Origin of the sequence: Alicyclobacillus mali NBRC 102425 (assembly GCF_001570745.1) — a bacterium.
In the GTDB taxonomy this organism is placed as follows: domain Bacteria; phylum Bacillota; class Bacilli; order Alicyclobacillales; family Alicyclobacillaceae; genus Alicyclobacillus; species Alicyclobacillus mali.
Map to the genome: position 1 here is coordinate 55,673 of NZ_BCSG01000019.1, position 20,812 is coordinate 76,484.

The 20,812-nt window shown below is 63.0% G+C and carries 23 protein-coding genes; 5 read left to right on the forward strand and 18 right to left on the reverse strand.

The features are described from left to right. Positions 1-20 precede the first annotated feature (20 nt). The 11 genes from AMA01_RS07870 to AMA01_RS07920 form a co-directional block, all read right to left on the reverse strand. A complete protein-coding gene (locus tag AMA01_RS07870; protein WP_067849739.1) occupies positions 21-455 on the reverse strand; it encodes an RrF2 family transcriptional regulator in 435 nt (144 codons plus the stop codon). Positions 456-505: 50 nt separating this feature from the next. Continuing rightward, positions 506-817 carry a non-heme iron oxygenase ferredoxin subunit gene (locus AMA01_RS07875; RefSeq protein ID WP_067849741.1) on the reverse strand — a complete coding sequence of 104 codons (312 nt, stop codon included), beginning with the start codon at positions 815-817 and terminating at the stop codon, positions 506-508. Beyond that, the gene (gene sufB / locus AMA01_RS07880) at positions 817-2,214 is read right to left on the reverse strand and encodes a Fe-S cluster assembly protein SufB (RefSeq protein ID WP_067849743.1); all 1,398 of its coding nucleotides are present in this window, start codon (positions 2,212-2,214) and stop codon (positions 817-819) included. Before sufB ends, AMA01_RS07875 begins: the two co-directional genes overlap by 1 nt. Positions 2,215-2,265: 51 nt before the next feature. Further along, positions 2,266-2,721 carry a Fe-S cluster assembly sulfur transfer protein SufU gene (gene sufU, locus AMA01_RS07885; RefSeq protein WP_067849745.1) on the reverse strand — a complete coding sequence of 152 codons (456 nt, stop codon included), beginning with the start codon at positions 2,719-2,721 and terminating at the stop codon, positions 2,266-2,268. Then, entirely contained in the window at positions 2,708-3,940 is a 1,233-nt protein-coding gene (locus AMA01_RS07890) for a cysteine desulfurase (protein ID WP_067849747.1), read from the reverse strand. The genes sufU and AMA01_RS07890 overlap by 14 nt, the downstream gene beginning before the upstream one ends. Beyond that, complete coding sequence (locus AMA01_RS07895) at positions 3,937-5,208, reverse strand: SufB/SufD family protein (RefSeq protein ID WP_067849749.1); 1,272 nt, start codon at positions 5,206-5,208, stop codon at positions 3,937-3,939. Before AMA01_RS07895 ends, AMA01_RS07890 begins: the two co-directional genes overlap by 4 nt. Before the next feature lie 15 nt (positions 5,209-5,223). After that, positions 5,224-6,009: a Fe-S cluster assembly ATPase SufC gene (sufC, locus tag AMA01_RS07900; protein WP_067849751.1), complete on the reverse strand. Its 786-nt coding sequence runs from the start codon at positions 6,007-6,009 to the stop codon at positions 5,224-5,226. Between the two features lie 144 nt (positions 6,010-6,153). Next, the gene (locus AMA01_RS07905) at positions 6,154-6,462 is read right to left on the reverse strand and encodes a metal-sulfur cluster assembly factor (RefSeq protein ID WP_067849753.1); all 309 of its coding nucleotides are present in this window, start codon (positions 6,460-6,462) and stop codon (positions 6,154-6,156) included. Positions 6,463-6,485: 23 nt separating this feature from the next. Then, entirely contained in the window at positions 6,486-7,598 is a 1,113-nt protein-coding gene (gene ald, locus AMA01_RS07910) for an alanine dehydrogenase (RefSeq protein ID WP_067849755.1), read from the reverse strand. 118 nt (positions 7,599-7,716) lie between these two features. Beyond that, positions 7,717-8,754 carry a hypothetical protein gene (locus AMA01_RS07915; RefSeq protein ID WP_067849757.1) on the reverse strand — a complete coding sequence of 346 codons (1,038 nt, stop codon included), beginning with the start codon at positions 8,752-8,754 and terminating at the stop codon, positions 7,717-7,719. Further along, positions 8,741-9,298, reverse strand: a complete 558-nt coding sequence (locus AMA01_RS07920) for a sigma-70 family RNA polymerase sigma factor (protein WP_067849759.1) — start codon at positions 9,296-9,298, stop codon at positions 8,741-8,743. The genes AMA01_RS07915 and AMA01_RS07920 overlap by 14 nt, the downstream gene beginning before the upstream one ends. A 179-nt stretch (positions 9,299-9,477) precedes the next feature. Here AMA01_RS07920 and AMA01_RS07925 point away from each other — a divergent pair, with 179 nt between their 5' ends. Continuing rightward, positions 9,478-10,551 carry a quinone-dependent dihydroorotate dehydrogenase gene (locus tag AMA01_RS07925; RefSeq protein WP_067849762.1) on the forward strand — a complete coding sequence of 358 codons (1,074 nt, stop codon included), beginning with the start codon at positions 9,478-9,480 and terminating at the stop codon, positions 10,549-10,551. Positions 10,552-10,591: 40 nt separating this feature from the next. On the opposite strand, the gene fabI is transcribed toward AMA01_RS07925, so the two are convergent. Next, complete coding sequence (gene fabI, locus AMA01_RS07930) at positions 10,592-11,374, reverse strand: enoyl-ACP reductase FabI (protein WP_067849764.1); 783 nt, start codon at positions 11,372-11,374, stop codon at positions 10,592-10,594. A 182-nt stretch (positions 11,375-11,556) separates the two neighbouring features. Between fabI and AMA01_RS07935 the strand changes: the two genes are divergently transcribed. Together AMA01_RS07935 and iadA are read left to right on the forward strand one after the other, a co-directional pair. Then, entirely contained in the window at positions 11,557-12,171 is a 615-nt protein-coding gene (locus tag AMA01_RS07935) for a superoxide dismutase (RefSeq protein WP_067849766.1), read from the forward strand. Between the two features lie 107 nt (positions 12,172-12,278). Further along, a complete protein-coding gene (gene iadA, locus AMA01_RS07940; protein WP_067849768.1) occupies positions 12,279-13,613 on the forward strand; it encodes a beta-aspartyl-peptidase in 1,335 nt (444 codons plus the stop codon). A gap of 26 nt (positions 13,614-13,639) precedes the next feature. On the opposite strand, the gene folE is transcribed toward iadA, so the two are convergent. Together folE and AMA01_RS07950 are read right to left on the reverse strand one after the other, a co-directional pair. Further along, positions 13,640-14,203 (reverse strand): GTP cyclohydrolase I FolE, encoded by a 564-nt coding sequence (gene folE / locus AMA01_RS07945; RefSeq protein ID WP_231862879.1) that lies wholly within the window; start codon positions 14,201-14,203, stop codon positions 13,640-13,642. A gap of 106 nt (positions 14,204-14,309) precedes the next feature. Continuing rightward, positions 14,310-15,494 carry a hypothetical protein gene (locus AMA01_RS07950; protein WP_067849772.1) on the reverse strand — a complete coding sequence of 395 codons (1,185 nt, stop codon included), beginning with the start codon at positions 15,492-15,494 and terminating at the stop codon, positions 14,310-14,312. Positions 15,495-15,625: 131 nt separating this feature from the next. Between AMA01_RS07950 and AMA01_RS07955 the strand changes: the two genes are divergently transcribed. Then, positions 15,626-16,324: an SGNH/GDSL hydrolase family protein gene (locus tag AMA01_RS07955; protein WP_231862876.1), complete on the forward strand. Its 699-nt coding sequence runs from the start codon at positions 15,626-15,628 to the stop codon at positions 16,322-16,324. A gap of 192 nt (positions 16,325-16,516) precedes the next feature. Here the strand turns inward: AMA01_RS07955 and AMA01_RS07960 are convergent, their stop codons facing one another. The 3 genes from AMA01_RS07960 to AMA01_RS07965 form a co-directional block, all read right to left on the reverse strand. Next, on the reverse strand, positions 16,517-18,058 hold the full coding sequence (locus tag AMA01_RS07960; protein WP_067849823.1) for a recombinase family protein: 1,542 nt from the start codon (positions 18,056-18,058) through the stop codon (positions 16,517-16,519). Next, positions 18,058-18,219, reverse strand: coding sequence for a hypothetical protein (locus AMA01_RS13910; protein ID WP_195867184.1), 162 nt, complete (start codon positions 18,217-18,219; stop codon positions 18,058-18,060). The genes AMA01_RS07960 and AMA01_RS13910 overlap by 1 nt, the downstream gene beginning before the upstream one ends. A gap of 72 nt (positions 18,220-18,291) precedes the next feature. Continuing rightward, a complete protein-coding gene (locus AMA01_RS07965) occupies positions 18,292-18,924 on the reverse strand; it encodes a DedA family protein (protein WP_067849774.1) in 633 nt (210 codons plus the stop codon). A gap of 43 nt (positions 18,925-18,967) precedes the next feature. On the opposite strand from AMA01_RS07965, the gene AMA01_RS07970 reads away from it, so the two are divergent. Beyond that, positions 18,968-19,507 (forward strand): sigma-70 family RNA polymerase sigma factor, encoded by a 540-nt coding sequence (locus tag AMA01_RS07970; protein WP_067849776.1) that lies wholly within the window; start codon positions 18,968-18,970, stop codon positions 19,505-19,507. A gap of 36 nt (positions 19,508-19,543) precedes the next feature. Here AMA01_RS07970 and AMA01_RS07975 read toward each other — a convergent pair whose 3' ends face one another. Then, the gene (locus AMA01_RS07975; protein ID WP_067849778.1) at positions 19,544-20,779 is read right to left on the reverse strand and encodes a S1C family serine protease; all 1,236 of its coding nucleotides are present in this window, start codon (positions 20,777-20,779) and stop codon (positions 19,544-19,546) included. Positions 20,780-20,812 lie beyond the last annotated feature (33 nt).

A 20,812-nucleotide genomic window follows, 5' to 3' on the forward strand; every position in this document is an offset into this window, starting at 1 on the left:
AAATTGACGACGTGCCGCCTCTACACCTGAAGCGGCACGTCGTCGTGCATGACGTCTGCGAGCGACAGCTGATCAAGCGCTCGCGCGATGGCTTTTGTCACCCGCACCCACACGCTTCGCGCGTGACAACCCGCGTACAGATCGCATGAGGCGGTGTCGGGATCGGCGTCGTCCACGCATGCAATGGGCGCAAGCGATCCCTCGAGCACCCGCACCAACTCGCCGACCGAGATCTCCTCCGCCGGCCGACTCAGATGGTACCCGCCGTTCACGCCGCGAACGCTCGTCACCAGATTGGCCCGGCGCAGCTTCGCCATAATCTGATCCAAGAACGGCTCCGGGATGGCCTCCACCTCTGCGATGGCCCGGAGTGGCACCGGGCGCTCATGCCCCGCCATTCTGGCAAGCGCCACCATGGCGCGGAGCCCGTATTCTGTGCGGCTTGAAATCTTCAAGTTATCCCTCCGTTCCGCGTCGAACGCGGAGGGCGAGATCGACGACCGGGTCAGCCCTCGTCGTCGATCCACACTTCTCCGCCGCGAACCTCCACCGGATACGTCTGCAGCGGAATCACGCACGGCAGAGCCGTTGGCTCGCCTGTGCGGATATCAAATTTTCCTCCGTGACGCGGACAGTGCACAATGTGCCCTTCCAGACGGCCCTCCGTGAGCGACTGAGCCGCGTGTGTGCACACATCCGACGTCGCATAAAACCCGTCCTCGGCGTGGTAAATGGCGACGTCGTCATAAGGCAACTCGACGCGCTTCATCTCCCCCACGCCGATCTCGGAGACACTCGCCACCTTGATCCAAGCCATCAGCCGATCGAACCTTCCATTTCCAGCTTGATGAGCCGATTCATTTCGACAGCGTACTCCATCGGCAGCTCACGCGTGAATGGCTCAATGAACCCCATCACGATCATGCGCGTCGCTTCTTCCTCCGAAATTCCACGGCTCATGAGGTAAAACAGCTGCTCCTCGCTCACCTTGGATACCGAGGCCTCGTGCTCGAGTGTCACGTCGTCGTTCATGATCTCGTTGTACGGAATCGTGTCCGACGTCGAGTTGTCGTCGAGGATCAGCGTATCACACTTGATGTTCGCCTTCGCGCCCTTCGCGTTCGGGCCAAAGCTCGCGAGACCCCTGTATGTCGTCTTGCCGCCGTGCTTGCTGATGGACTTCGACACGATGGTCGATGTCGTGTTGGGCGCCAGGTGAACCACTTTCGCGCCCGCGTCCTGATGCTGGCCGCGGCCCGCCACCGCGATGGACAGCACCATCGCCTTCGCGCCCTCTTCCTTCATGTACACCGACGGGTACTTCATCGTCAGCTTCGAGCCGATATTGCCGTCGACCCATTCCATCGTGGCGTTGCGGTACGCAACGGCACGCTTTGTCACCAGGTTGTAGATGTTCGGCGCCCAGTTCTGAATGGTCGTATAGCGGCAGCGAGCACCGCTCTTCACGATGATCTCGACCACGGCGCTGTGCAGCGAGTTGGTGCTGTAAATCGGCGCCGTGCAGCCCTCGACGTAGTGGACGAAGCTGTCGTCGTCGCAGATGATGAGCGTGCGCTCGAACTGACCCATGTTCTCGGAGTTGATGCGGAAGTACGCCTGCAACGGAACCTCGCAGCGAACCCCCTTCGGCACATAGATGAAGCTGCCGCCGCTCCACACCGCGCTGTTGAGCGCCGCGAACTTGTTGTCCTCCGGTGGCACGACGGTGCCGAAATACTCCTTGAACAGCTCAGGGTACTCGCGCAGCGCGCTATCCGTGTCCATGAAGATGACGCCCATTTTCTCGAGGTCCTGGCGCATCGAGTGGTAGACGACCTCCGACTCGTACTGCGCCGAGACACCCGCGAGGAACTTCTGTTCCGCCTCCGGGATGCCGAGGCGATCAAACGTCCGCTTGATCTCCTCCGGCACCTCGTCCCACGAGCGCCCCTTCTTTTCTGTCGGTTTCACGTAGTACGTGATGTCGTCGAAGTTGAGCTCGCTCAGATCGCCGCCCCACATGGGCATCGGCTTCTGCTCAAATATCTCCAGCGCGCGCAGGCGGAAGTCAGTCATCCATCCGGGCTCGTTCTTCATCATCGAGATCTGCTCGACGGTCTTTCGCGACAAACCCTTGTCGAGCTTCGCCACGGCGATGTCCGGGTCGTGAAAACCATACTGGTACTCTTCCATGTCCGGCAGCACTTTCGCCATGTCCAATCCCCTCCTCGTGGTCGATCTCGGCCGCAGCTCGCGGCCCTTTCCTCACTCGCCGAACGTCTCTTCCTCGACGTGCTCCCCATGGGGCACGGACGCAGCTCGCTCCAGCGCCTGCCACGCCAACGTCGCACACTTGATGCGCGCCGGAAACTTGCTCACGCCCTGCAAGGCTTCAAGCTCCCCCATGTGCTCCAGATCCACGTCCTCGCCGCGCATCATCGCGCGGAAGGAATGCGCGAGCTCGACAGCCTCCTCAATGGGCTTGCCCTTGATGGCCTCCGTCATCATCGAGGCCGACGCCATCGAAATGGAACAGCCGCTGCCGAGGAACCGGACGTCCTTGACCACGCCGCCCTCCACGAGCAGCTGCAGGTGAATTTCGTCGCCACAGCTCGGATTGCGCAGATCCACCGAGATGGCGCTCTCATCGAGCGTCCCCCGATTGCGCGGATGCTGATAGTGATCCATGATCACCTGGCGGTACAGATCATCCAATTGCATGGCCGAAAAACTCCTTTGCCTCGAGGACGGCATCCACGAGCGCATCGACGTCTTCCTCGGTATTGTACAGGTAGAAGCTCGCGCGCGCCGTCGCGGGGACGTTGAACAGGCGCATCAGCGGCTGCGCGCAATGGTGCCCTGCCCGGATAGCCACGCCGCGCGCATCGAGCACGGTGGCGAGATCATGCGGATGGACGCGGCCGAGGTTGAACGTGACGAGGCCCGCGCGCGACTGCCCGGGTGGCGGACCGAAGATGGTCACGCCGTCGATCTCGGCCAGCCGCTCGACGGCCTTCGCGGCGAGCGCTGCATCGTGCCGCTCGATCTCCGCCATGCCGACCCTCTCGAGATAGTCCATCGCGGCGGCGAGCCCGATGGCGCCCGCGATGATGGGCGTGCCGCCCTCAAACTTCCACGGCGCCTCTTTCCACGTCGACTCGTACAGATCCACCACGTCGATCATCTCACCGCCGAAGTACGTCGGCTCCATCTCCGCCAACAACTCGGCTTTGCCGTACAGCACGCCGATTCCCGTCGGGCCGAGCATCTTGTGGCCCGAGAACGCCAGAAAGTCGCAGTCCATCTCCACGACGTCCGTCGGCATGTGTGGCACGCTCTGCGCCCCATCCACGACGATGATGGCCCCGTGGCGGTGGGCGATCTCGGCGATCTCCCGCACCGGGTTGACCGTGCCAAGCACATTCGACACGTGCGCGATGGCCACAATCTTGGTCCGATCCGTCACCGCCGCCTCGACGTCCTCCAGCCGGATGGTCCCGTCCGGCTGCAGCGGCAGGTAGCGCAACGTCGCGCCCGTCGCCCGCGCCGCCTGCTGCCACGGGATGAGGTTGGAGTGGTGCTCGCTCGGCGGCAGGACAATTTCGTCCCCTTCGCGCAGCTTCGCGCGCGCATATCCGTGCGCGATCATATTCAGCGACTCCGTCGTGCCGCGCGTGAAGACAATCTCCTGTGGTGATTTCGCCCGGATGAACCGCGCCACCCGCTCGCGCGCCGCCTCGTACGCCTCGGTCGCGCGCGAACCCAGCGTATGCACGCCGCGGTGCACGTTGGAGTTGTCGTGCTCGTAGTATCGACGCAAGGCGTCGATGACCTGGCGCGGCTTCTGCGACGTCGCCGCGTTATCCAGGTACACCAGTCGATGTCCGTTGATTCGCTCCGACAAAATCGGAAAATCCTTGCGAAGCTCCTCCGCGTTCATCGCGCAAGCTCCCTTTCCACCCTTGACACGACGAGATCGCGCATGGCGTCCGACGGCAGTGCCTCGACCGAATCGCGCAGGTAGCCCCAGATAATCATCTGCACCGCGACGGACTGCGGAATGCCGCGCGACATGAGATAGTACACCTGCAGCGGGTCAATCTTGCCGACGCTCGCCGCGTGGCCGCAGCGCTCCACGTCGTTCTCGTCGATGAGCAGCATCGGGATGGCATCCGCCCGCGCCGTGCCGTCCACCATGATCATCCGATCGTGCTGCTCGCTGCCCGCGCCGATCGCGCCTTTTTCGATCTGCGTGCAGCTGCGGAAAATCACGTTCGCGCGGTCGCGCAGCGCTCCGTTCATCGAGATCTCGCTTTCCGTGTGGCGCCCCACGTGCCGCATGCTCGCCGTGATCTCCACGTGTGCGCGGCCGTGGCCGAGTCCCATGACGCGAGCGAAGCTCCGACTGCCCTGCCCCACAAGCGCACTCTCGATCGTCTCCACCGCCTGGCCATCGGACGTATCCGCCACCACCCAGTCGATCTCGGCGTCGTTACCCGCCTTCGCGCGCCGGGTCACGAAATGGATGCCGCCCTTGGCCCACTCGTCCGCCGTCGCGATCTCGACCCGGCTCGCCTGCCCGGCAAACACCTCAAGCACGTGACTGTTGACGAAGCGCCCCCCGTCCGATGCGAAGGTCGTCTCCGCGTAGCGCAGTCTCGACAGCGGTTCGGTGACGACCAGACTCCGGGAGCAGGCGCTGAAGGTGCGCCCCGTCCAGACGTAAACGACCTCGACAGGCTGCTCCAGCTCCGCGCCGCGCGGGACGAGCACAAACAACCCGCCCGCGAACAGCGCCATGTTCAACGCTGTCCACTTCGCCTCTTCGGCGGGCACAATGGTGCCAAAGTGCCGATTCCAGATCTCAGGATGCGCGTCGCACGCCTCCAAAATGGAGGTGACAACGACACCCTTCTCCTTGGCCTCCTCGCTCAGGTGGATCTCGCGAATCCGGCCGTCCACGACGAGCGCGTAGGAGTGCGCAAGCTCGCGAACATAGCCAAGCGCCGCTTCCGGTACGGGAGCGTCCGACGGCTCGAACTCGCCCACTTCCCACGCGACGCGCCGCAAATCCGTCTTTTCAAGGCGAGGGACCTCAAGCGACTCATACAGCTTCCAAGCCGCATCCCGCCGAACGGTTACAGCCTTTGGCTCCTGCAACGCCTGGGCGACGCGCAGCACTGGATTCAAAGCAGTCACTTCTCCCATGGCTGCGTCACCCCCTCAGGCTTCCACTTCGACAGTCTCATCTTCAATGCCGAGTTCTTGCTTCAACCAGTCATATCCCTTGGCCTCGAGCTCCTCGGCGAGTTTGGCGTCGCCCGACTTGACAATACGTCCCTGCATCATCACGTGCACCACGTCCGGCACGATGTAATTCAAAAGCCGCTGATAGTGCGTGATGATGAGGAAACCGATGTTATCCGAGCGCAGCTGATTGACGCCATTCGCGACGATTTTCAACGCGTCGATATCAAGGCCGGAGTCGATCTCGTCCAAAATGGCAATGCGAGGCTCGAGCATGGCCATCTGCAGGATCTCGTTCCGCTTCTTCTCGCCCCCGGAGAAGCCCTCGTTCAAGTACCGCTCAGCAAACGATGGATCGATGCTCAATTCCTTCATCTTCTGCACGAGGCGGCGATGGAACTGAAGCACAGGCATCTCGTTCCCCTCACCGCGGCGGGCGTTCAACGCCGTGCGGATGAAGTTGGCGTTCGACACACCGGGAACCTCGGCCGGGTACTGCATGGCCAGGAACAGCCCCGCGCGAGCGCGCTCGTCCACCGACATCTCCAGGACGTTCTGGCCGTCGAGCAGGATCTCTCCGCCGGTCACCTCGTAATGCGGATGGCCCATGATGGCCGAAGCCAGCGTGGATTTGCCTGTCCCATTCGGGCCCATGATGGCGTGAATCTCTCCTCCGCGAACATGAAGGTCCACGCCCTTCAGAATCTCCTTGCCTTCCACCGCAACGCGAAGGCCGCGAACAACAAAATCCGGTTTGCTCACACGAACCGACCTCTCTCTTTTCGCCTGTATCTTGGCAACATAATGTTGACTGCATAAGTCATCTTTCGATCCCAAGCGTACCACATCGACAGCAAAAAGCAAGTCGGCGCAGGGCGGAAGCGCCCCCGCCCTGCGCGATATGTGTTAGAACAAGTACTTGAACACCAGCTTGGCCTCTTCGGACATCATCTCTTTGTCCCAGGGCGGATCGAAGGTCAACTCCACGTCGACCTCTTCGACCCCTTCCAGCTCGGACAGCTTCTCGATGATCTGTTCCTTGATGTCGTCAAACAACGGGCATCCCATCGTCGTCAGGGTGACGGTAACCTTGATTCGCTTCCCGCCCTCCTGAATGTCGACGCCATACACCATGCCCAGGTTGACGATGTCGATCTGGATCTCGGGGTCAAGCACGTCCATCAAGACTGTGCGCACCTGTTCCTCGGTGACCACGCGCACCCCCCCTTAGTCACATTTTACAGCAAACTGTCGATCGGCGTATACGCCAGCCCGAGCGCATCCGCCACCGCCTGGTACGTGACACGGCCCTTGTAGACGTTCACGCCGCGGGCCAACGCCGGATCGTGCCGAAGCGCATCCTCACGCCCCTGCGCGAGCCGCAGCGCGTAGGGGGCCGTCGCGTTGGTCAGTGCAAGTGTCGAGGTTCGCGGCACCGCGCCCGGAATGTTGGCCACCGCGTAATGGAGCACGCCGTGCTTTTCAAACACAGGGTTCGAGTGCGTCGTAATGCGGTCGATGGTCTCAATGGACCCGCCCTGATCGATGGCCACGTCGACCACCACGGCGCCGCGGTTCATGCCCTTGATCATCTCTTCCGTGACGATCTTCGGTGCGCGCGCCCCCGGGATGAGCACTGCGCCGATAAGGAGATCCGCACCCTCGATGTGCTCCCGCAGATTGTACGGGTTGGACATCATGGTCCGCACGCGCCCCTGGAACAGGTCGTCCAGTTCCCGCAGCCGCTTCGGATTGTTGTCGAAGATGGTGACATCGGCGCCCATGCCGACGGCCACGCGGGCCGCATTGGTGCCGACGATCCCGCCGCCCACCACAATCACGCGCGCAGGCGGTACACCGGGCACGCCGCCGAGCAACACGCCGCGCCCGCCGTGCGCCTTCTCCAAGAAGTGTGCCCCAATCTGAATGGACATGCGTCCCGCCACTTCGGACATCGGAGTCAAGAGGGGCAGCGAACGGTCTTCCAGTTGCACCGTCTCGTACGCGATGGCAGTGACGCCCGAATCCATCAGCGCCTTCGTGAGCTCCGGTTCCGGCGCGAGGTGGAGATAGGTAAATAAAATGAGCCCGGACCGGAAGTGCGAATATTCAACCGGTTGGGGCTCTTTGACCTTCATGACCATGTCCGCCGATTTCCAGACCGTCTCTGCGTCCGGGACGATGGTGGCGCCTGCCGAGGTATAGTCTTCGTCTCGAAAACCGCTTCCCTCTCCCGCCCCCGCCTCAATCCGAACCTCGTGCCCTTGGTCCACCAGCGCGTGCGCTAGTGCCGGCGTGATGGCCACCCGATTCTCGTTGTCCTTCAATTCCTTGGGTACACCAATAATCACCTAGATCCCCCCAGCGAGCCTTGGGGCAAGTCGCCCTCGTTTGTTCCGCATCCAGTGTACTGAGCACGTCCACGAAACGCAATGGCAGGCGGGGGACTGGGACAATACGGGTGCTACCCTAGTTCTCGGGAACGAGCGGCGCGTCCAACACGGCTACGTGACACACGCGGCTGAAAAAGTCCGTGCTTCTGGTTGACAGGACGCGGAAATCCACGCGCGCTCGTTGACCTGGCTTAAGCACGGTGGGCCACGAAACTCCTGGCAACTCCGGCGTCACGTGAAACAGAAACCGGACAGCGGACGGATCGAAAAACGTATCGGACGCCCCTTGCGAGAACCAGATGACGGCCCGCTCGTCCGCCAGATCCACCGTCCGAGACGAGCGATTCACGAGGGTGGCGTAGACGTCGACGGACTGCCAGGTCGCCCCCGCTCCGCCGGGTACGGGTAGCACCTGGACGTCTTCCACGCGAATCGGCGCCTGCTTCCACACGAGGTTGGCCCATTCAGCAGACGCTTCCCGACTGTAGAAAAACCGAAGATGAGGGATCTCCGAGAGGGCCTGGGACGATTGGGCGTGCGGCCCTGACGGGTGAAACCCCCACGTGACCGTCTGACCGGGCTTCAGCCCTTGGGCGGGCGCGTTGACGAACGTCAGCCAGTTCTCGCCGCCTCCGCTCCGCGGCGTAAACCAGAGAATGCCCATCACATCAGGCTCAACGAGCGTCTGCTTCGAAGTATTCCGCAGTTCGGCCAGCACGCATGAGTTGGCCGGTTCCCCGGGCAGCGTGCCGATGCGCACGTCGGACACCTCGATGGGAGCGTAGGTGAGCCCATATCCTTGGACCACCGTTTGGCCGTGAGCCCTAGCGGACTGCATCGCCGTGTTCGTTCCGGAGATAGGCCCAAGCGGCGTCTTCGGCCAAGCCACCACCAGGCAGACGGCGGCGACGGCCACACCCGCCAGCCAGAGCACGGCCGATGACACGAAGCGTCGCTGCCTTGCCGAGGCGCGGAGAGTCCTGCTCGCTCCCGTGGTGGAGGCTGCTTCCCGCAGGACGCGCGTTCTGATCTCGTCGCGGAACGGCACAGGCGTTCGCTCCCGATATGCGCTGCGGATCCTCGCCTCCAGATCATCGTCGTCACGCTTGGTCAACGCCTATCCCTCCCTGCTCGGCCAGCGCCCGTTCGAGCAACTGACGCCCTCGGTGCAGCCTCGTCCTCACCGTCTGATCTCGGATCCCGAGGACTTCGGCGACCTCATGCGTCGTGAGATCGTTTCCGTAATACAGTTCCATCACCTCGCGATACGTTTCCGGTAGCGCCCGAATGGCTCGCCAGACGGCGTCACGAGCCAGTTTGTCCGCGACCACGTCGGCGGGATCGGACGGCTCGACTTGCCGCGCAAACGCCTCGCCCTCGTCGGCGAGCTCGCGCCGCTCGGCGCCGGATCGCAAAACGTCACGCGCGCGATTGGCCGTGATGGACAGAAGCCATGTCTTGATGGACGAGTGGCCCTGAAAGTCTCCGTAGTGCTGCCATGCGCGCAGGAACACGTCCTGGGCGATATCTTCAGCTTTGTGAAAGTTGTGGACGTACGAGTATGCCAGACGGATCACGTCACCGCCATACAATTCCATCCATTCAGCGAGCGGCGGCGCGTCCTCCGCCGGCGTGTCGTTGCGACGCGCGTGCCTCATCCCTCTACCCCTTCAAATCTGGGTCCACTATGTAGACGAACGCTGCCGCGAATGTGTGACAGCGCGTTCCGACTTCCATGTGGCCACCTTCGTGGAACGCCAGCTGTAGCGCCGTGCAACACGTTGTCAATCATGATACACTTGCCAACGACCATCATCCGCGACACGAGGGGGAGCGTATGTATTCCGCTGTCCGATCCATCCTGTTTCGCATGTCCGCGGAACGGGCGCACGAATGGATACTCGCCGCGCTAAGCCGCGCGCCAGCCGCCGCAGGGTGGTTTGCACCGCGAGTGCGAGCGCCCGAAAGCCTGGCGCAGACTGTGCTCGGCCTTCCTTTCGCTCATCCGATTGGCCTTGCGGCAGGACTCGACAAGAACGGCGTCGCCATCCCGGCCTGGTACCGCATGGGCTTCTCGTTTGTAGAAATCGGAACCGTGACCCCGAGGCCCCAACCAGGAAACCCTAAGCCTCGACTGTTCCGCCTGATTGAAGACGAGGCGTTGATTAACCGGATGGGTTTCAACAATGAAGGGGCCCGTGCCGTCGCTCGCCGCCTGGAGCAGATTCGGCAGTTAGGGATCCATGGCATTCTCGGGATCAATATCGGTAAAAACAAAGCGACGCCCAATGAGCTCGCGCACGAGGATTACCTGCTGGCGCTCGAGCAGGTGGCGCCATTCGCCGACTACCTGACCATCAATGTGAGTTCGCCCAACACGCCTGGCCTGCGCGATCTCCAGTCCGAGTCCTTCATGCTCGATCTGCTCAAAGCCATTGAGCCCATCCGAAGCCGACACAGTCTGCCGCTGTGGATAAAACTCGCGCCCGATCTGCCCAATGACGAGATTGAACGCATCGTGGACGCGTTGGCCACATCGCCCTTTCGGGCACACCTGGGACTCATCTGCACCAACACGACAATCGAAAGGCCCCCACTTTCCGGGAGATACCGGGACGAGACGGGCGGGCTCAGTGGGCGGCCGCTCGCGGCTCGTTCCACAGAAGTGGTGCGCATCGCCTCGCGCGCGGCGCAAAAACGCCTGCCCATCATCGGCTCGGGCGGCGTGTTCACGGCCGAAGACGCGTACGAAAAAATCCGGAGCGGTGCGTCGCTCGTGCAGATTTACACGGCCCTCATCTATCGCGGACCGGCGGTCGTGGGAGAACTCGTGCGGGGACTCGACGAACTGCTCGCGCGAGACGGATTCGCGAACGTTGGGGAAGCCGTAGGAATCGACGTGAAGGGGTAAATCGGACGCGCGGGAGGCTCACCGCCCCCCGCATCTTGTGTCAAATGCCCACGATGTGGTAACCGCCGTCGACGTGAATGACTTCGCCTGTCAGGCCGCGGGCGAGATCGCTCAAGAGAAACGCAGTCACGTCGCCCACCTCTTCCGCCGTGACGTTGCGCCGAAGTGGCGCGCGCTCCTCGACGGCGTGCAGCACGTCGTTAAATCCGCGGACGCCCTTGGCGGCCAGCGTGCGGATGGGTCCTGCTGAGACAGCGTTGACGCGGATGGCGTTGGGGCCGAGATCGCGCGACAGATAGCGCACCGACGCCTCGAGGGCGGCCTTCGCGACGCCCATGACGTTGTAATTGGGCACCGCTCGCTCTGCGCCCAGGTAGCTCATGGTGACAATGCTGCCGCCCTGTGTCATAAGCGGGCGCACGGCACGCGCGACGGCGACGAGGCTGTAGGCGCTCGTCTCGAGAGCGAGATCAAAGCCCTCGCGCGGCGTTTCGACGAACTCGCCCTGAAGATCTTCGACGCGCGCATGCGCGATGGAATGCACGAGCCCGTCCACGCGCTCGGTCGCCTGCGCGATCTCGGCAAACGCCGCCTCGAGCGAGGCCTCATCCTGCACATCGCAGCGGACGATGAGCGGCACGTCTTCTCCAAACGCGTCCTGGCAGAGGCGCTCCAATTCGCGCCCGGCGCGTTCACTTCGATAGGTGAAGATGAGCTTTCCGCCCAACTTGCGAACCGATTCCGCCACCGCCCAGGCGATGGACCGGCGATTGGCGACGCCCATCACCGCGATGGTCTTGCCTTCCAGAAGGTGCAACCTCATCTCCCTTTCCAGCTACGACATCTCCATTCATGTATACCATCCCTACGTGCGCTCCGTAAACTGGACGCGCGGTGCGGCGAGCCTTTGAGGATCCTCAGATTTCCTTCTCATCTGGAATTGTGGACAGACATGCGCTACAATGGGAACGGATCATGAAAATTCGTAAGGAGGTTGAGCTGCGAATGCCACATCAACTCCCACCGCTTCCCTACGCGTATGACGCGCTGGAGCCGCATATCGACGCGGCGACCATGAACGTTCACTACAACGGCCACCACGCGGCGTACGTCAACAACCTGAACAAGGCGCTGGAAGGCCACCCGGATCTCGAATCCAAGACCGTGGAACAACTCATCAGCAACCTGGACGCCGTGCCGGAGAACATCCGCACCGCGATTCGCAACAACGGCGGCGGTCACGCCAACCACAGCCTGTTCTGGCCGCTCCTCTCGCCGAACGGCGGCGGCGAGCCCACGGGCAAGTTGGCGGACGCCATCCGGGACACCTTCGGCAGCTTTGAAGCGTTCAAGGAGCAGTTCACGCAGGTGGCCACGGCTCGCTTCGGAAGCGGCTGGGCTTGGCTCGTCCTCGACAACGGCAAGCTTGCGCTGATGAGCACGGCAAACCAGGACAACCCGCTCATGGAGGGCAAGAAGCCCATCCTCGGCCTCGACGTGTGGGAGCACGCGTACTACCTCAAGTATCAGAACCGCCGTCCGGAATACATCAAGGCCTGGTGGAACGTCCTGAACTGGGATCAGGCCAACAAAAACTACGAAGCCGCGCTGAACGGCTGAAGTGGCCCGTCAAACCGCCCCGCTTGGGGCGGTTTTTTCATGCCGGCGCATAGCCTTCCCCGTTTTGGAACATCATACCATAAAAGTTTCTCGACCAGGGAGGGCCTATGACTTCGCTCACCTTGCTCAAACGCGCCCACGTCTACGCGCCAGACGATCTCGGCGTCCGCGACATCCTCATCACAGGCCGTCAGATCGCAGCCATCGAACCTCATCTTGAGCTCGCAGGCAATGTACCCATTGACGTGATCGATCTCGACGGCCGCCCCACCTTTCCCGGCCTCGTCGATCAGCACGTGCACATGGCTGGCGGCGGAGGCGAGGGCGGTTTCCACTACCGGACGCCGGAAATCTCGTTGTCCCACGTTACGACCGCAGGCGTCACGACCGCCGTAGGCGTGCTCGGCACCGACGGTGTCACGAGAAGCACCCGTGAACTCCTCGCGAAGGCCTTTGCGCTGGACTTCGAAGGTATCACCACATATATCTACAGCGGCGCCTATCAAGTCCCCACCCGGACGCTGACGGGCATGCCAAGGTCGGACCTCGTCCTGATCGACAAGGTGGTCGGCATCGGGGAAATCGCCATCGCAGACTCCCGCTCCAGCCACCCGGATGAAAACGAGATCGCCGAATTGGTCTCGGAGGCGTACGTCGGAGGGCTGTTGGCGGGAAAGGCGGGCGTGGTGCACTTTCACATGGGCGACGAGGAGGACCAACTGGATCTTTTGATTCGCGTGGCCAAGCGCACTGGCTTGCCCCGCTCCACCTTTGTGCCCACGCACCTGAATCGAAATCCGGGACTGCTGGAGGCAAGTATCGAGTGGGGCAAGCGGTACGGCATGTGCGACATCACGAGCGGCATTCGCCCAGACGCGCACGATCACGTCTCCATCAAGCCTTCGAAGGCCATCGTGAAACTGCTCGACGCAGGCGTAAAGCCCCATGTCATCACCATGAGCTCCGACTCCAATGGATCGTCCCCCATTTTCGACGAGCGCGGCAAACTCGTCGCCATGGGCATTGGCAGCATCGCGACGCTGTGGGAAGAGACGGTCGATCTCGTCCGCGAAGAGCATCTCCCCGTCTCACTGGCAATCTCGTTCGCGACCCAGAACGTCGCGCGGCTGCTCAAACTGCGGCACAAGGGAAGATTAAAGGTCGGCTGCGACGCCGACCTCGTCGTGTGCGATGATCAATTCCGCATCGAACGCGTCTATGCAAAGGGCAGGCTCATGGTCAAGGATGGAAAGCCCGTCGTATTCGGGACCTTTGAGGACGCCACCCGCGTGCCGGGATCGCCTGGTTCCAAGGCCGAATCGCCTCATCCGGGAGAAAGCTCGGAGCGCGCGGCACTCGGACCGTCACCCGAAGACGAGGACGACTTCCCAAGTCGCGACGAACGCCAGGACCGTTCGCGCAGGCGGCACTACTGCTGTTGAGGGCATGGCCCAAGTGGACTCCAAAGTCAGCCCCCGAGGCGGATGAGCTGCAGGATCTCCTCGCGCAGCCGCGAATCTTCGTCGTATTTGCCCCTCGCGGCGATGGTGGTGGTGCGGCTGCCAGGCTTGCGAATGCCCCGCATGCTCATGCACAGGTGTTCCGCGTCGATCACGACGAGCACGCCCTCCGCCTCCAGCGCCTCTGCCAGGGCGTCTGCAATCTCGTTCGTCATGCGCTCCTGCACCTGTGGCTTCTTGGCCACGACGTCCACAAGCCGCGCGAGCTTTGACAGCCCCGTCACGACGTTGTTGTGCGGAAGATAGGCCACGTGCGCCGTTCCGAAAAACGGAAGCAGGTGGTGCTCGCACATCGAGTAAAAGGGGATGTCCCGCACCAAGACGACTTCCCCGTGTTCAACGTGGAACCGGGCTGACAACTCCTCCTCAGGATCTCGATGGAGCCCGGAAAAGATCTCCTGATACATTCTTGCCACCCGGGTGGGCGTGTCCACAAGTCCCTCCCGATCCGGGTCTTCTCCGATGGCCTCCAGGATCATACGGACCGCCTTTTCAATCCGGGCCGTATCCATCGGCTTGTCCACCCGCAAAGGCGCGTGCGCGCGCTCCGAGTCCACGCGAGATGTCGCCACACCATTTCCTCCTCGAATTCGCCGCCCTAAGGCCCCAAGCCCGCCGTCAGGCGGGCGGGCAATCGACGCCACTGTCTCGAAACTGAACGGTATTGTACAATCCGCCCCACGTCTTCACCTGACTGACGTAGGAGGCGGCCGGGCAGCCGGCGTAATACGCGACATAGCCGCGGATATTCGCGCCGTTCACCATGGGGCGGTTGCCCGCGATGGGTGCAATGGCAATAAAACACGGCAGATCGACCGACTGAAGGTCGTACGTCACATACTGCCACTGGTTGACGTAGAAAGCCGGCTGAAGCCGCGCTGAGACGCTCTTCACGCCTGCCACGAACCCTTGAATGAACGACTGGCACTCCGCCGCCGTCGACGCAGGATTATTGTATCCCTCCGGATCCAAAATCACAAAGTCGGGCCGCCGCGAACCGGGATACGCCTCGATTTGAGACGCGGCGTAAGCGCCGGCCGTATAACCCGCTTCGTAAAACGTGGTGCCGGTCTCAGGCCAGCTGACGGTCCAGAAGGAGAGCCACCACGACGCATGGTTGGTCGCCGCAAACGCCCGCGCAATGTTCACGTCTGGCTGCGATGCAATGACGTGCGTGTACGGCGCGGTTTCCGTGCCAAGGCCAGCGGTTGTCGCCACGCCCGGCCATCCCTGCTGAAACGCCTGCAGGACCTCCTGCTCCGTGGCAAAAGCCGCGTACAGGCCGACGGACGGGCTGGACACCGTGGGAGACGGATCGACGCCTTGCGAAACCGAGACGCCGACTACGTGGGAAGAACTCCCCGTCACGCAGACGCGTTGAGGGACCTCCTGCGCTGGAAGCGAAGTGTAGCCGCGCGGAAATGCGCCGTGCACGGCATAGTACGACAACATCACGGCGAGCGTGAGGCTGTCGAGCGCCGTGTATCCAGCCGCGTTGACAAATGCGTTGGCCCGCGCCGCCTGAACCCCCATGCCAGATGGCTCGACCGTGAAGGGCGTGTGTCCCGCGGGCATGGCCGCAGGGTTGGACCAACCACACGGATTGTAGTAGAGCGCGTACAGCGCCGCACCGCCGACCGCCACGACGATGGTGGAGGCGTCCGCGCACTTCGCCCACGCAGTCTGAAAATCGCCGGTGCACTGGCTGTACGGAATGCCCGCGACGTCCGCCGCGGCGTAACATTTGACGAGATCGCCCTGCGTCGCGGCGTACAAGAGCACCTGTTCGGGGCGTACGGTCACGTTCTCCTCTCCTCACGCACACATTGTGGCAAACACCCGCTCGTTTCGCGAGGCAACCGCATGCAATGAAGTTGCGATGGTTCATTGTATGCCGACGTTCCCGCCCCTTGCGGGCGCTGGCCAAGGAGTTGATGAGCGTGATCGTGCTGCATTTGGGCGACTCCATCGCGTACGGAGAATGCGCGTCTCAGCCCGCGCGCGCCTACCCGCAGGTGGCGGCGCAAGCGGTGGCTGCCGAGATGCGCGCGCAGGTGGAAACGCGTGTCGTGGCGCGGCCCGGATGGACAAGTGCGGATCTCGCGGCAGCGGTGGCGTCGGACAACGCGGCGCTCACGCGCGCCGACGTGGCCGCCGTCCTCGTCGGCGGAGACGACCTGATTCAAGCCGCCCTCGCCTCGCGCTCGCAGGCTCACTTACGCCGGCACCTTCGCGCCGCCTACCGCCGCTACGCGATCGACCTCGCGTTCATCGCGGCCGCCTGTCGGCAAGCAGGCGCACCCATCGTACTTTGCACCCTGTACAATCCCTTTCCGCACGCTCCCCTCGCCACGTCCGCCATCCGTGGCCTCAACAGCGTGATTGGTCAAGTGGCGAGCCGCCTTCGCGCACCCGTCGCGCCAGTGGACGCGTGGTTCGCGGGCCGAGAGGCGCTCCTCATCTCGGGCTACCGCACGGGAACGCTGAGGGACGTGCTCGACGGCCGCGCTCCCGTACATCCCAACGATCTCGGCCACCGGCTCATCGGCCTGGGACTGGCCGGGTACATCTCACCCCTGGCGGCGATGCGACATAGGCTAGGAAGCACGGCCGTTTGGCACAGTCGGAGGTGAATCCCCGTTGTTCAAGCTGTCCCTGCTCTCCGGATCGGCCGACGACTTTGTGCTGGCGTCGAGCTTTGCCAGCCAGTCGTTTCCGCAACCGCTGTCCAAGGAGGACGAGGCAAAATACTTTGAACTCTGGCGAAAGTACCGTGACAAGCAGGCGCACGACATCCTCGTCGAGCACAACCTCCGCCTGGTCGCTCACGTCGCCAAGGTGTCGTCGACGCCGAAACTTGGATCGGCGCGCACGCGTGCCACGAGGGTGAGCACCACCTCGTCTCCCGAAGCGTCGATCTCCACGCGCGACACCAGGGCCTCGAGCCACATCCGTCTGAGTTCGACGCCAGCGTCTACCTCGAGCGCCTTCCACAGCTCCTCATGTGCGTTCCATCTGCGCTGTCGCGCGTGACACAGTCGACACGCCTCGTCGCGCCCGGCGCGCAGGCGGCGCATCTCCTCGGACATGGCGCGCAGGGCCTCGCTTCGCTCGAGGTGACCGCGCAGATACAGTTCCCGCGCGCGATCCCGCCGTTCCACAGCCGCACGAAGCTCTCGCCGCAGGCGTGCCGCATCCTCGTCCAGCGGATGGCCTTCGTTCAAATCCCCGGCGAAATGCGGTCCGAATCCCCACGCCCGCGCGCGCCGCACCAGTTCTCGCCACACCGCCTCCTCCACCTCGCAGGCAGACACGCGCCCGCATGCATACGGGCAGGACGCTGCGCCCCGCTCCGCCGGTGGCCGCCGAAACTTGCGCACCATCCCGCTCGCCGTCCGACATGCCTCGTGGCGCCACGCGCGTTGACAGTGGGCGCAAACGAGCTTCCCCGACAAAAACGTATGTCGAGACGCCGAGCCGCGCGGCGCCTCAGAGCGCTTGCGAAGCGCGACCAAGCGCGCGAGCTCAGCATCCACCACGGCTGGCACAGGCACGCCAATCCATTCGCTGGGATCGCGTACGGACACCACCTGTCGCCCTCGGCCGCGGAGTAGCCCCTTGGAACCGCGCCGTTCCCGTTTTCGCGTGCGCCGCCGATTGTAATACCAGATGCCTTGGTAAAGTGGGTTGTCGAGAATCCGCGCCACGGTACTCGGGTGCCAGCGCGCTGACCGGCGCGTCTTTGTCGGTACGCCCATCGCGTCGAGCCGATCCGCGATGGCGCGAAGGCTCATGTGCTCGAACGCGTACCAGCGGTAGATCAGCCGGACAATCTCGGCCTCCTCCGGGACGACGGCGTATCGACCGCCCTCGTATCGATAGCCGTAGGGATCGACGCCGGACGGCATCACCTTGCCGTCGCGAACCGCCCTCAGTTTGCCGGCCAGCGTCCGCCTGCGGATCTGACGCAACTCGTATTCGGCGATGCTCGAGATGACGTGAAACAGAAGCACGGCCTCGTCGGACTCATCCCAGTTGGGCACGTCCACGAAGTGGAGCTTCACGCCGCAAGCGGACAACTCCCTCACCACGATGGCCTTATCTGCCACGTTGCGCGAAAGGCGGTCAGGGTGCTTCACAACGACGCGATCGACAAGCCCGCGCCGGACGTCGTCGAGGAGTCGCAGGAGCTCTGGCCGATCCATGTCCTCGCCCGATCCGCCCGCCTCCTCGTAGATGCGGATGTCGCAGAGAGGCACACCGAGGGCCCCCGCGTACTGCACGCACGCCTCCCGCTGGACATCGAGGCCGTGCCCTGACTGCGCCTGGTGTTCGGTCGACACGCGCGTGTAGACGGCGGTCCACATCACGATCCGGCCTCCGCCGTTCTGCCGCCAGCGGATGATTCCGCGCGTTGGTGGGCCAGCGCGACAGACGTCCGGGCCCAAAGTCGCGCAATCTCGGCGGAACATGGCGCTGTGGCGTCACCCTGCTGCACAAGCCAAATCACGCGAACAGGCCGCTGCACGAAGAACACCCCCCATTCGCATGTATGCGAATGGAGAGATGTCCTACGACAGCGGCCTGTCGGAGCGGCGAATCAGCGCTCGGCGCGATCTCGTTTCGCATCCGGGGCCGACCCGTGCAACTTCTTGCGCTCCCACCTGCGAAACGCAAGGAAGAGCGCGACAAGGACGGCGACGAGGATGGCGGCCAGCCACAGGTGATGCTTCAGGAACGGCCAGTAGCGGGCGACTTCCTCACCAATATACTTTCCGGCAATGATGAAGGCGCCCGACCACACGACGGCGGCGATCGTGTTCACGGTGAAAAACTTCGCCGGATGCATGCGGTTGATGCCCGCCAGATACGGCACGATGATGCGCACGCCGGCGATGAACTTGGCGATGAAGATGACGGCCAACTCGTATCGCTGGAATCGCTCGTTGACCCTGTCGAGCTTCTCGTCCGTGATCCCGACGTACTTGCCGAAGTACAACACCACCGGGCGCCCCAGAAACCAGCCGATCAAAAACGCCACGGCGGAGCCGACGAGGTTGCCGAGGCACCCCATCAGCCAAAGAGGAACCAGGTGGAACACGCCCTTGGACCACTCGATCCCGGCGAGTGTCAGCGTCGTCTCAGCAGGAAACGGGAATCCAATGGCCTCGACGAAGATGATGAAAAAGACGCCCGCATAGCCGTAGTGCTGAATGATCTCCTGGAAATGCACGCATTCGCCTCCACGATGGCCCAACCGCAGCGATGTCGATGACATGAAGAAGTTTGATACGTCCGGGATCGATCAGGACGACCTGATTTCCATCGGCACGGTCGGCTTGATTAAAGCTGTGGACACGTATCAGCCGTCCAAAGGGACCAAATTCGCGACCTATGCCGCGCGTTGCATCCAAAACGAGATTCTGATGCAACTGCGCGCCCAGCGCAAATCGCGCAAGGACGTGTCACTGTACAGCCCCATCGGGACGGATAAGGAAGGCAACGAGATCACCATCGGCGACATCCTCTTCTCCGAGAGCGACTCGACCGAAGACGAGGTATCCCGCCGGATGGAACTGAACACGATGCGCCAGTTGCTCGACGTCCTCGACGAGCGCGAGCGCAAGGTGATTGAACTCCGGTTCGGCCTCGCCGACGGGCGCGAGTGGACCCAGAACGAGGTAGCCGACTCGCTCGACATCTCGCGTTCCTACGTGTCCCGGCTGGAAAAGCGGGCGCTGCTCAAGATGTTTCATCAGTCGCACGTCGCCAAGGAACGCAAGCAGGCCATCCGCGAGGCTCGCCTTCAGCCGTAGTACCAGCCGTAAAGACGAGCCGCGTGGCCGTCCGGTTCAAGGATTCTGTCCGGACGGCCACGTCCCGAGCGTGACGCGCACGTGCAACGTCTTCCCGCCGCGCAGCACCGTCAGGACGACGGTCTGCCCCGGTTCGTCCTGGTTGATGTACTGCGTCAACTGCTCAATACTCGACACGGATTTGCCGTCGATCCCGACGATGATGTCGCCGTTGCCCTTCAACGCGGCGTACGGATTCGCCGATTCGCTGAGGCTGTTCAGCTTGGCCGCGTTGGAATCCCCGCGCAGCCCCGCCTTTGCCGCAGGGCCTCCTTGCGTCACTTCTGTCACGTACACGCCCGAAGACACCGGCAGATTCAGCGCCTGCTGCATCAGGCTGTCGATGTCCATGCCCTCAATGCCGAGCCACGCGTGTGCAACCGGCTTCCCAGCGAGCAACTCCGGCTCGAGCTGAATGAATCGGTCGATGGGGATGGCAAATCCGATGCCGATGGATCCTTCGATCGGACTCTCAATCAGCGTGTTGATGCCCACCACCTGACCGGCCGCGTTCAGGAGCGGCCCGCCCGAATTGCCCGGGTTAAGCGGCGCATCCGTCTGGATCATTCCGTTCATCACGTGCCCGCTCGACTCCGACATCGATCGGTTGAGTCCGCTCACGATGCCCGAGCTCACACTGGACGTGAGTTCGAACGGATTGCCGATAGCTATCACCAAATTGCCGGGCTGGAGAGACTTCACCGTTCCGAGCGGCAATGGCTGCAGCGATTTGGGCGCAGGGATGCGCACGATGGCGAGATCGTCGAGCTGATCCGCATCGATCACGCGCCCCACAAACTGGCGGTTGTCGCCGGACACCTCGACCGTGGTGGCCGAGCCCACGACGTGCGCGTTGGTCAGGAGATCCCCGTTGTGGTCGATCAGAAAGCCGGTGCCGATATCCTCTTCCGCATCGCTCGACGTCGGCTTGCCACCGGACACAGCGGTGATGGTGAAGATGCTGTTTTTCACTCGATTGTAAATCTCGGTCACAATGGTCGTGCCATCAACGCCCGGAATGGGCGTAAGGGTCCCGGATGTGCTCGTGGTGTTGCCCGTTTGAGGAGGAACGTACTCCACGGTCGTCTGCGAGCGACCGCGCGTGAGCGCCGCGCCCGTCCAGATGCCGAGGATGTAGAAGACGGCGACGAGCGCAGTCCCGCCCGCGAGCCACACGCCCCAACGCCTGTTCTCGCTCGGCCAGTCCTCGTACTCCCAACGTCGACGCCGCATGCGCATCTCCTCCTTGGCAGGCCTTATCGCTAC

What these genes read in the sequence shown, in the direction of transcription:
- AMA01_RS07875 (WP_067849741.1), bottom strand. Translation starts at nt 817, where the DNA reads ATGGCTTGGATCAAGGTGGCGAGTGTCTCCGAGATCGGCGTGGGGGAG.
- sufB (WP_067849743.1), bottom strand. Translation starts at nt 2,214, where the DNA reads ATGGCGAAAGTGCTGCCGGACATGGAAGAGTACCAGTATGGTTTTCAC.
- sufU (WP_067849745.1), bottom strand. Translation starts at nt 2,721, where the DNA reads ATGCAATTGGATGATCTGTACCGCCAGGTGATCATGGATCACTATCAG.
- AMA01_RS07890 (WP_067849747.1), bottom strand. Translation starts at nt 3,940, where the DNA reads ATGAACGCGGAGGAGCTTCGCAAGGATTTTCCGATTTTGTCGGAGCGA.
- AMA01_RS07895 (WP_067849749.1), bottom strand. Translation starts at nt 5,208, where the DNA reads ATGGGAGAAGTGACTGCTTTGAATCCAGTGCTGCGCGTCGCCCAGGCG.
- AMA01_RS07920 (WP_067849759.1), bottom strand. Translation starts at nt 9,298, where the DNA reads ATGAGGCACGCGCGTCGCAACGACACGCCGGCGGAGGACGCGCCGCCG.
- AMA01_RS07925 (WP_067849762.1), top strand. Translation starts at nt 9,478, where the DNA reads ATGTATTCCGCTGTCCGATCCATCCTGTTTCGCATGTCCGCGGAACGG.
- fabI (WP_067849764.1), bottom strand. Translation starts at nt 11,374, where the DNA reads ATGAGGTTGCACCTTCTGGAAGGCAAGACCATCGCGGTGATGGGCGTC.
- AMA01_RS07935 (WP_067849766.1), top strand. Translation starts at nt 11,557, where the DNA reads ATGCCACATCAACTCCCACCGCTTCCCTACGCGTATGACGCGCTGGAG.
- iadA (WP_067849768.1), top strand. Translation starts at nt 12,279, where the DNA reads ATGACTTCGCTCACCTTGCTCAAACGCGCCCACGTCTACGCGCCAGAC.
- folE (WP_231862879.1), bottom strand. Translation starts at nt 14,203, where the DNA reads ATGGATACGGCCCGGATTGAAAAGGCGGTCCGTATGATCCTGGAGGCC.
- AMA01_RS07955 (WP_231862876.1), top strand. Translation starts at nt 15,626, where the DNA reads ATGAGCGTGATCGTGCTGCATTTGGGCGACTCCATCGCGTACGGAGAA.
- AMA01_RS07960 (WP_067849823.1), bottom strand. Translation starts at nt 18,058, where the DNA reads ATGTGGACCGCCGTCTACACGCGCGTGTCGACCGAACACCAGGCGCAG.
- AMA01_RS07970 (WP_067849776.1), top strand. Translation starts at nt 18,968, where the DNA reads ATGAAGAAGTTTGATACGTCCGGGATCGATCAGGACGACCTGATTTCC.
- AMA01_RS07975 (WP_067849778.1), bottom strand. Translation starts at nt 20,779, where the DNA reads ATGCGGCGTCGACGTTGGGAGTACGAGGACTGGCCGAGCGAGAACAGG.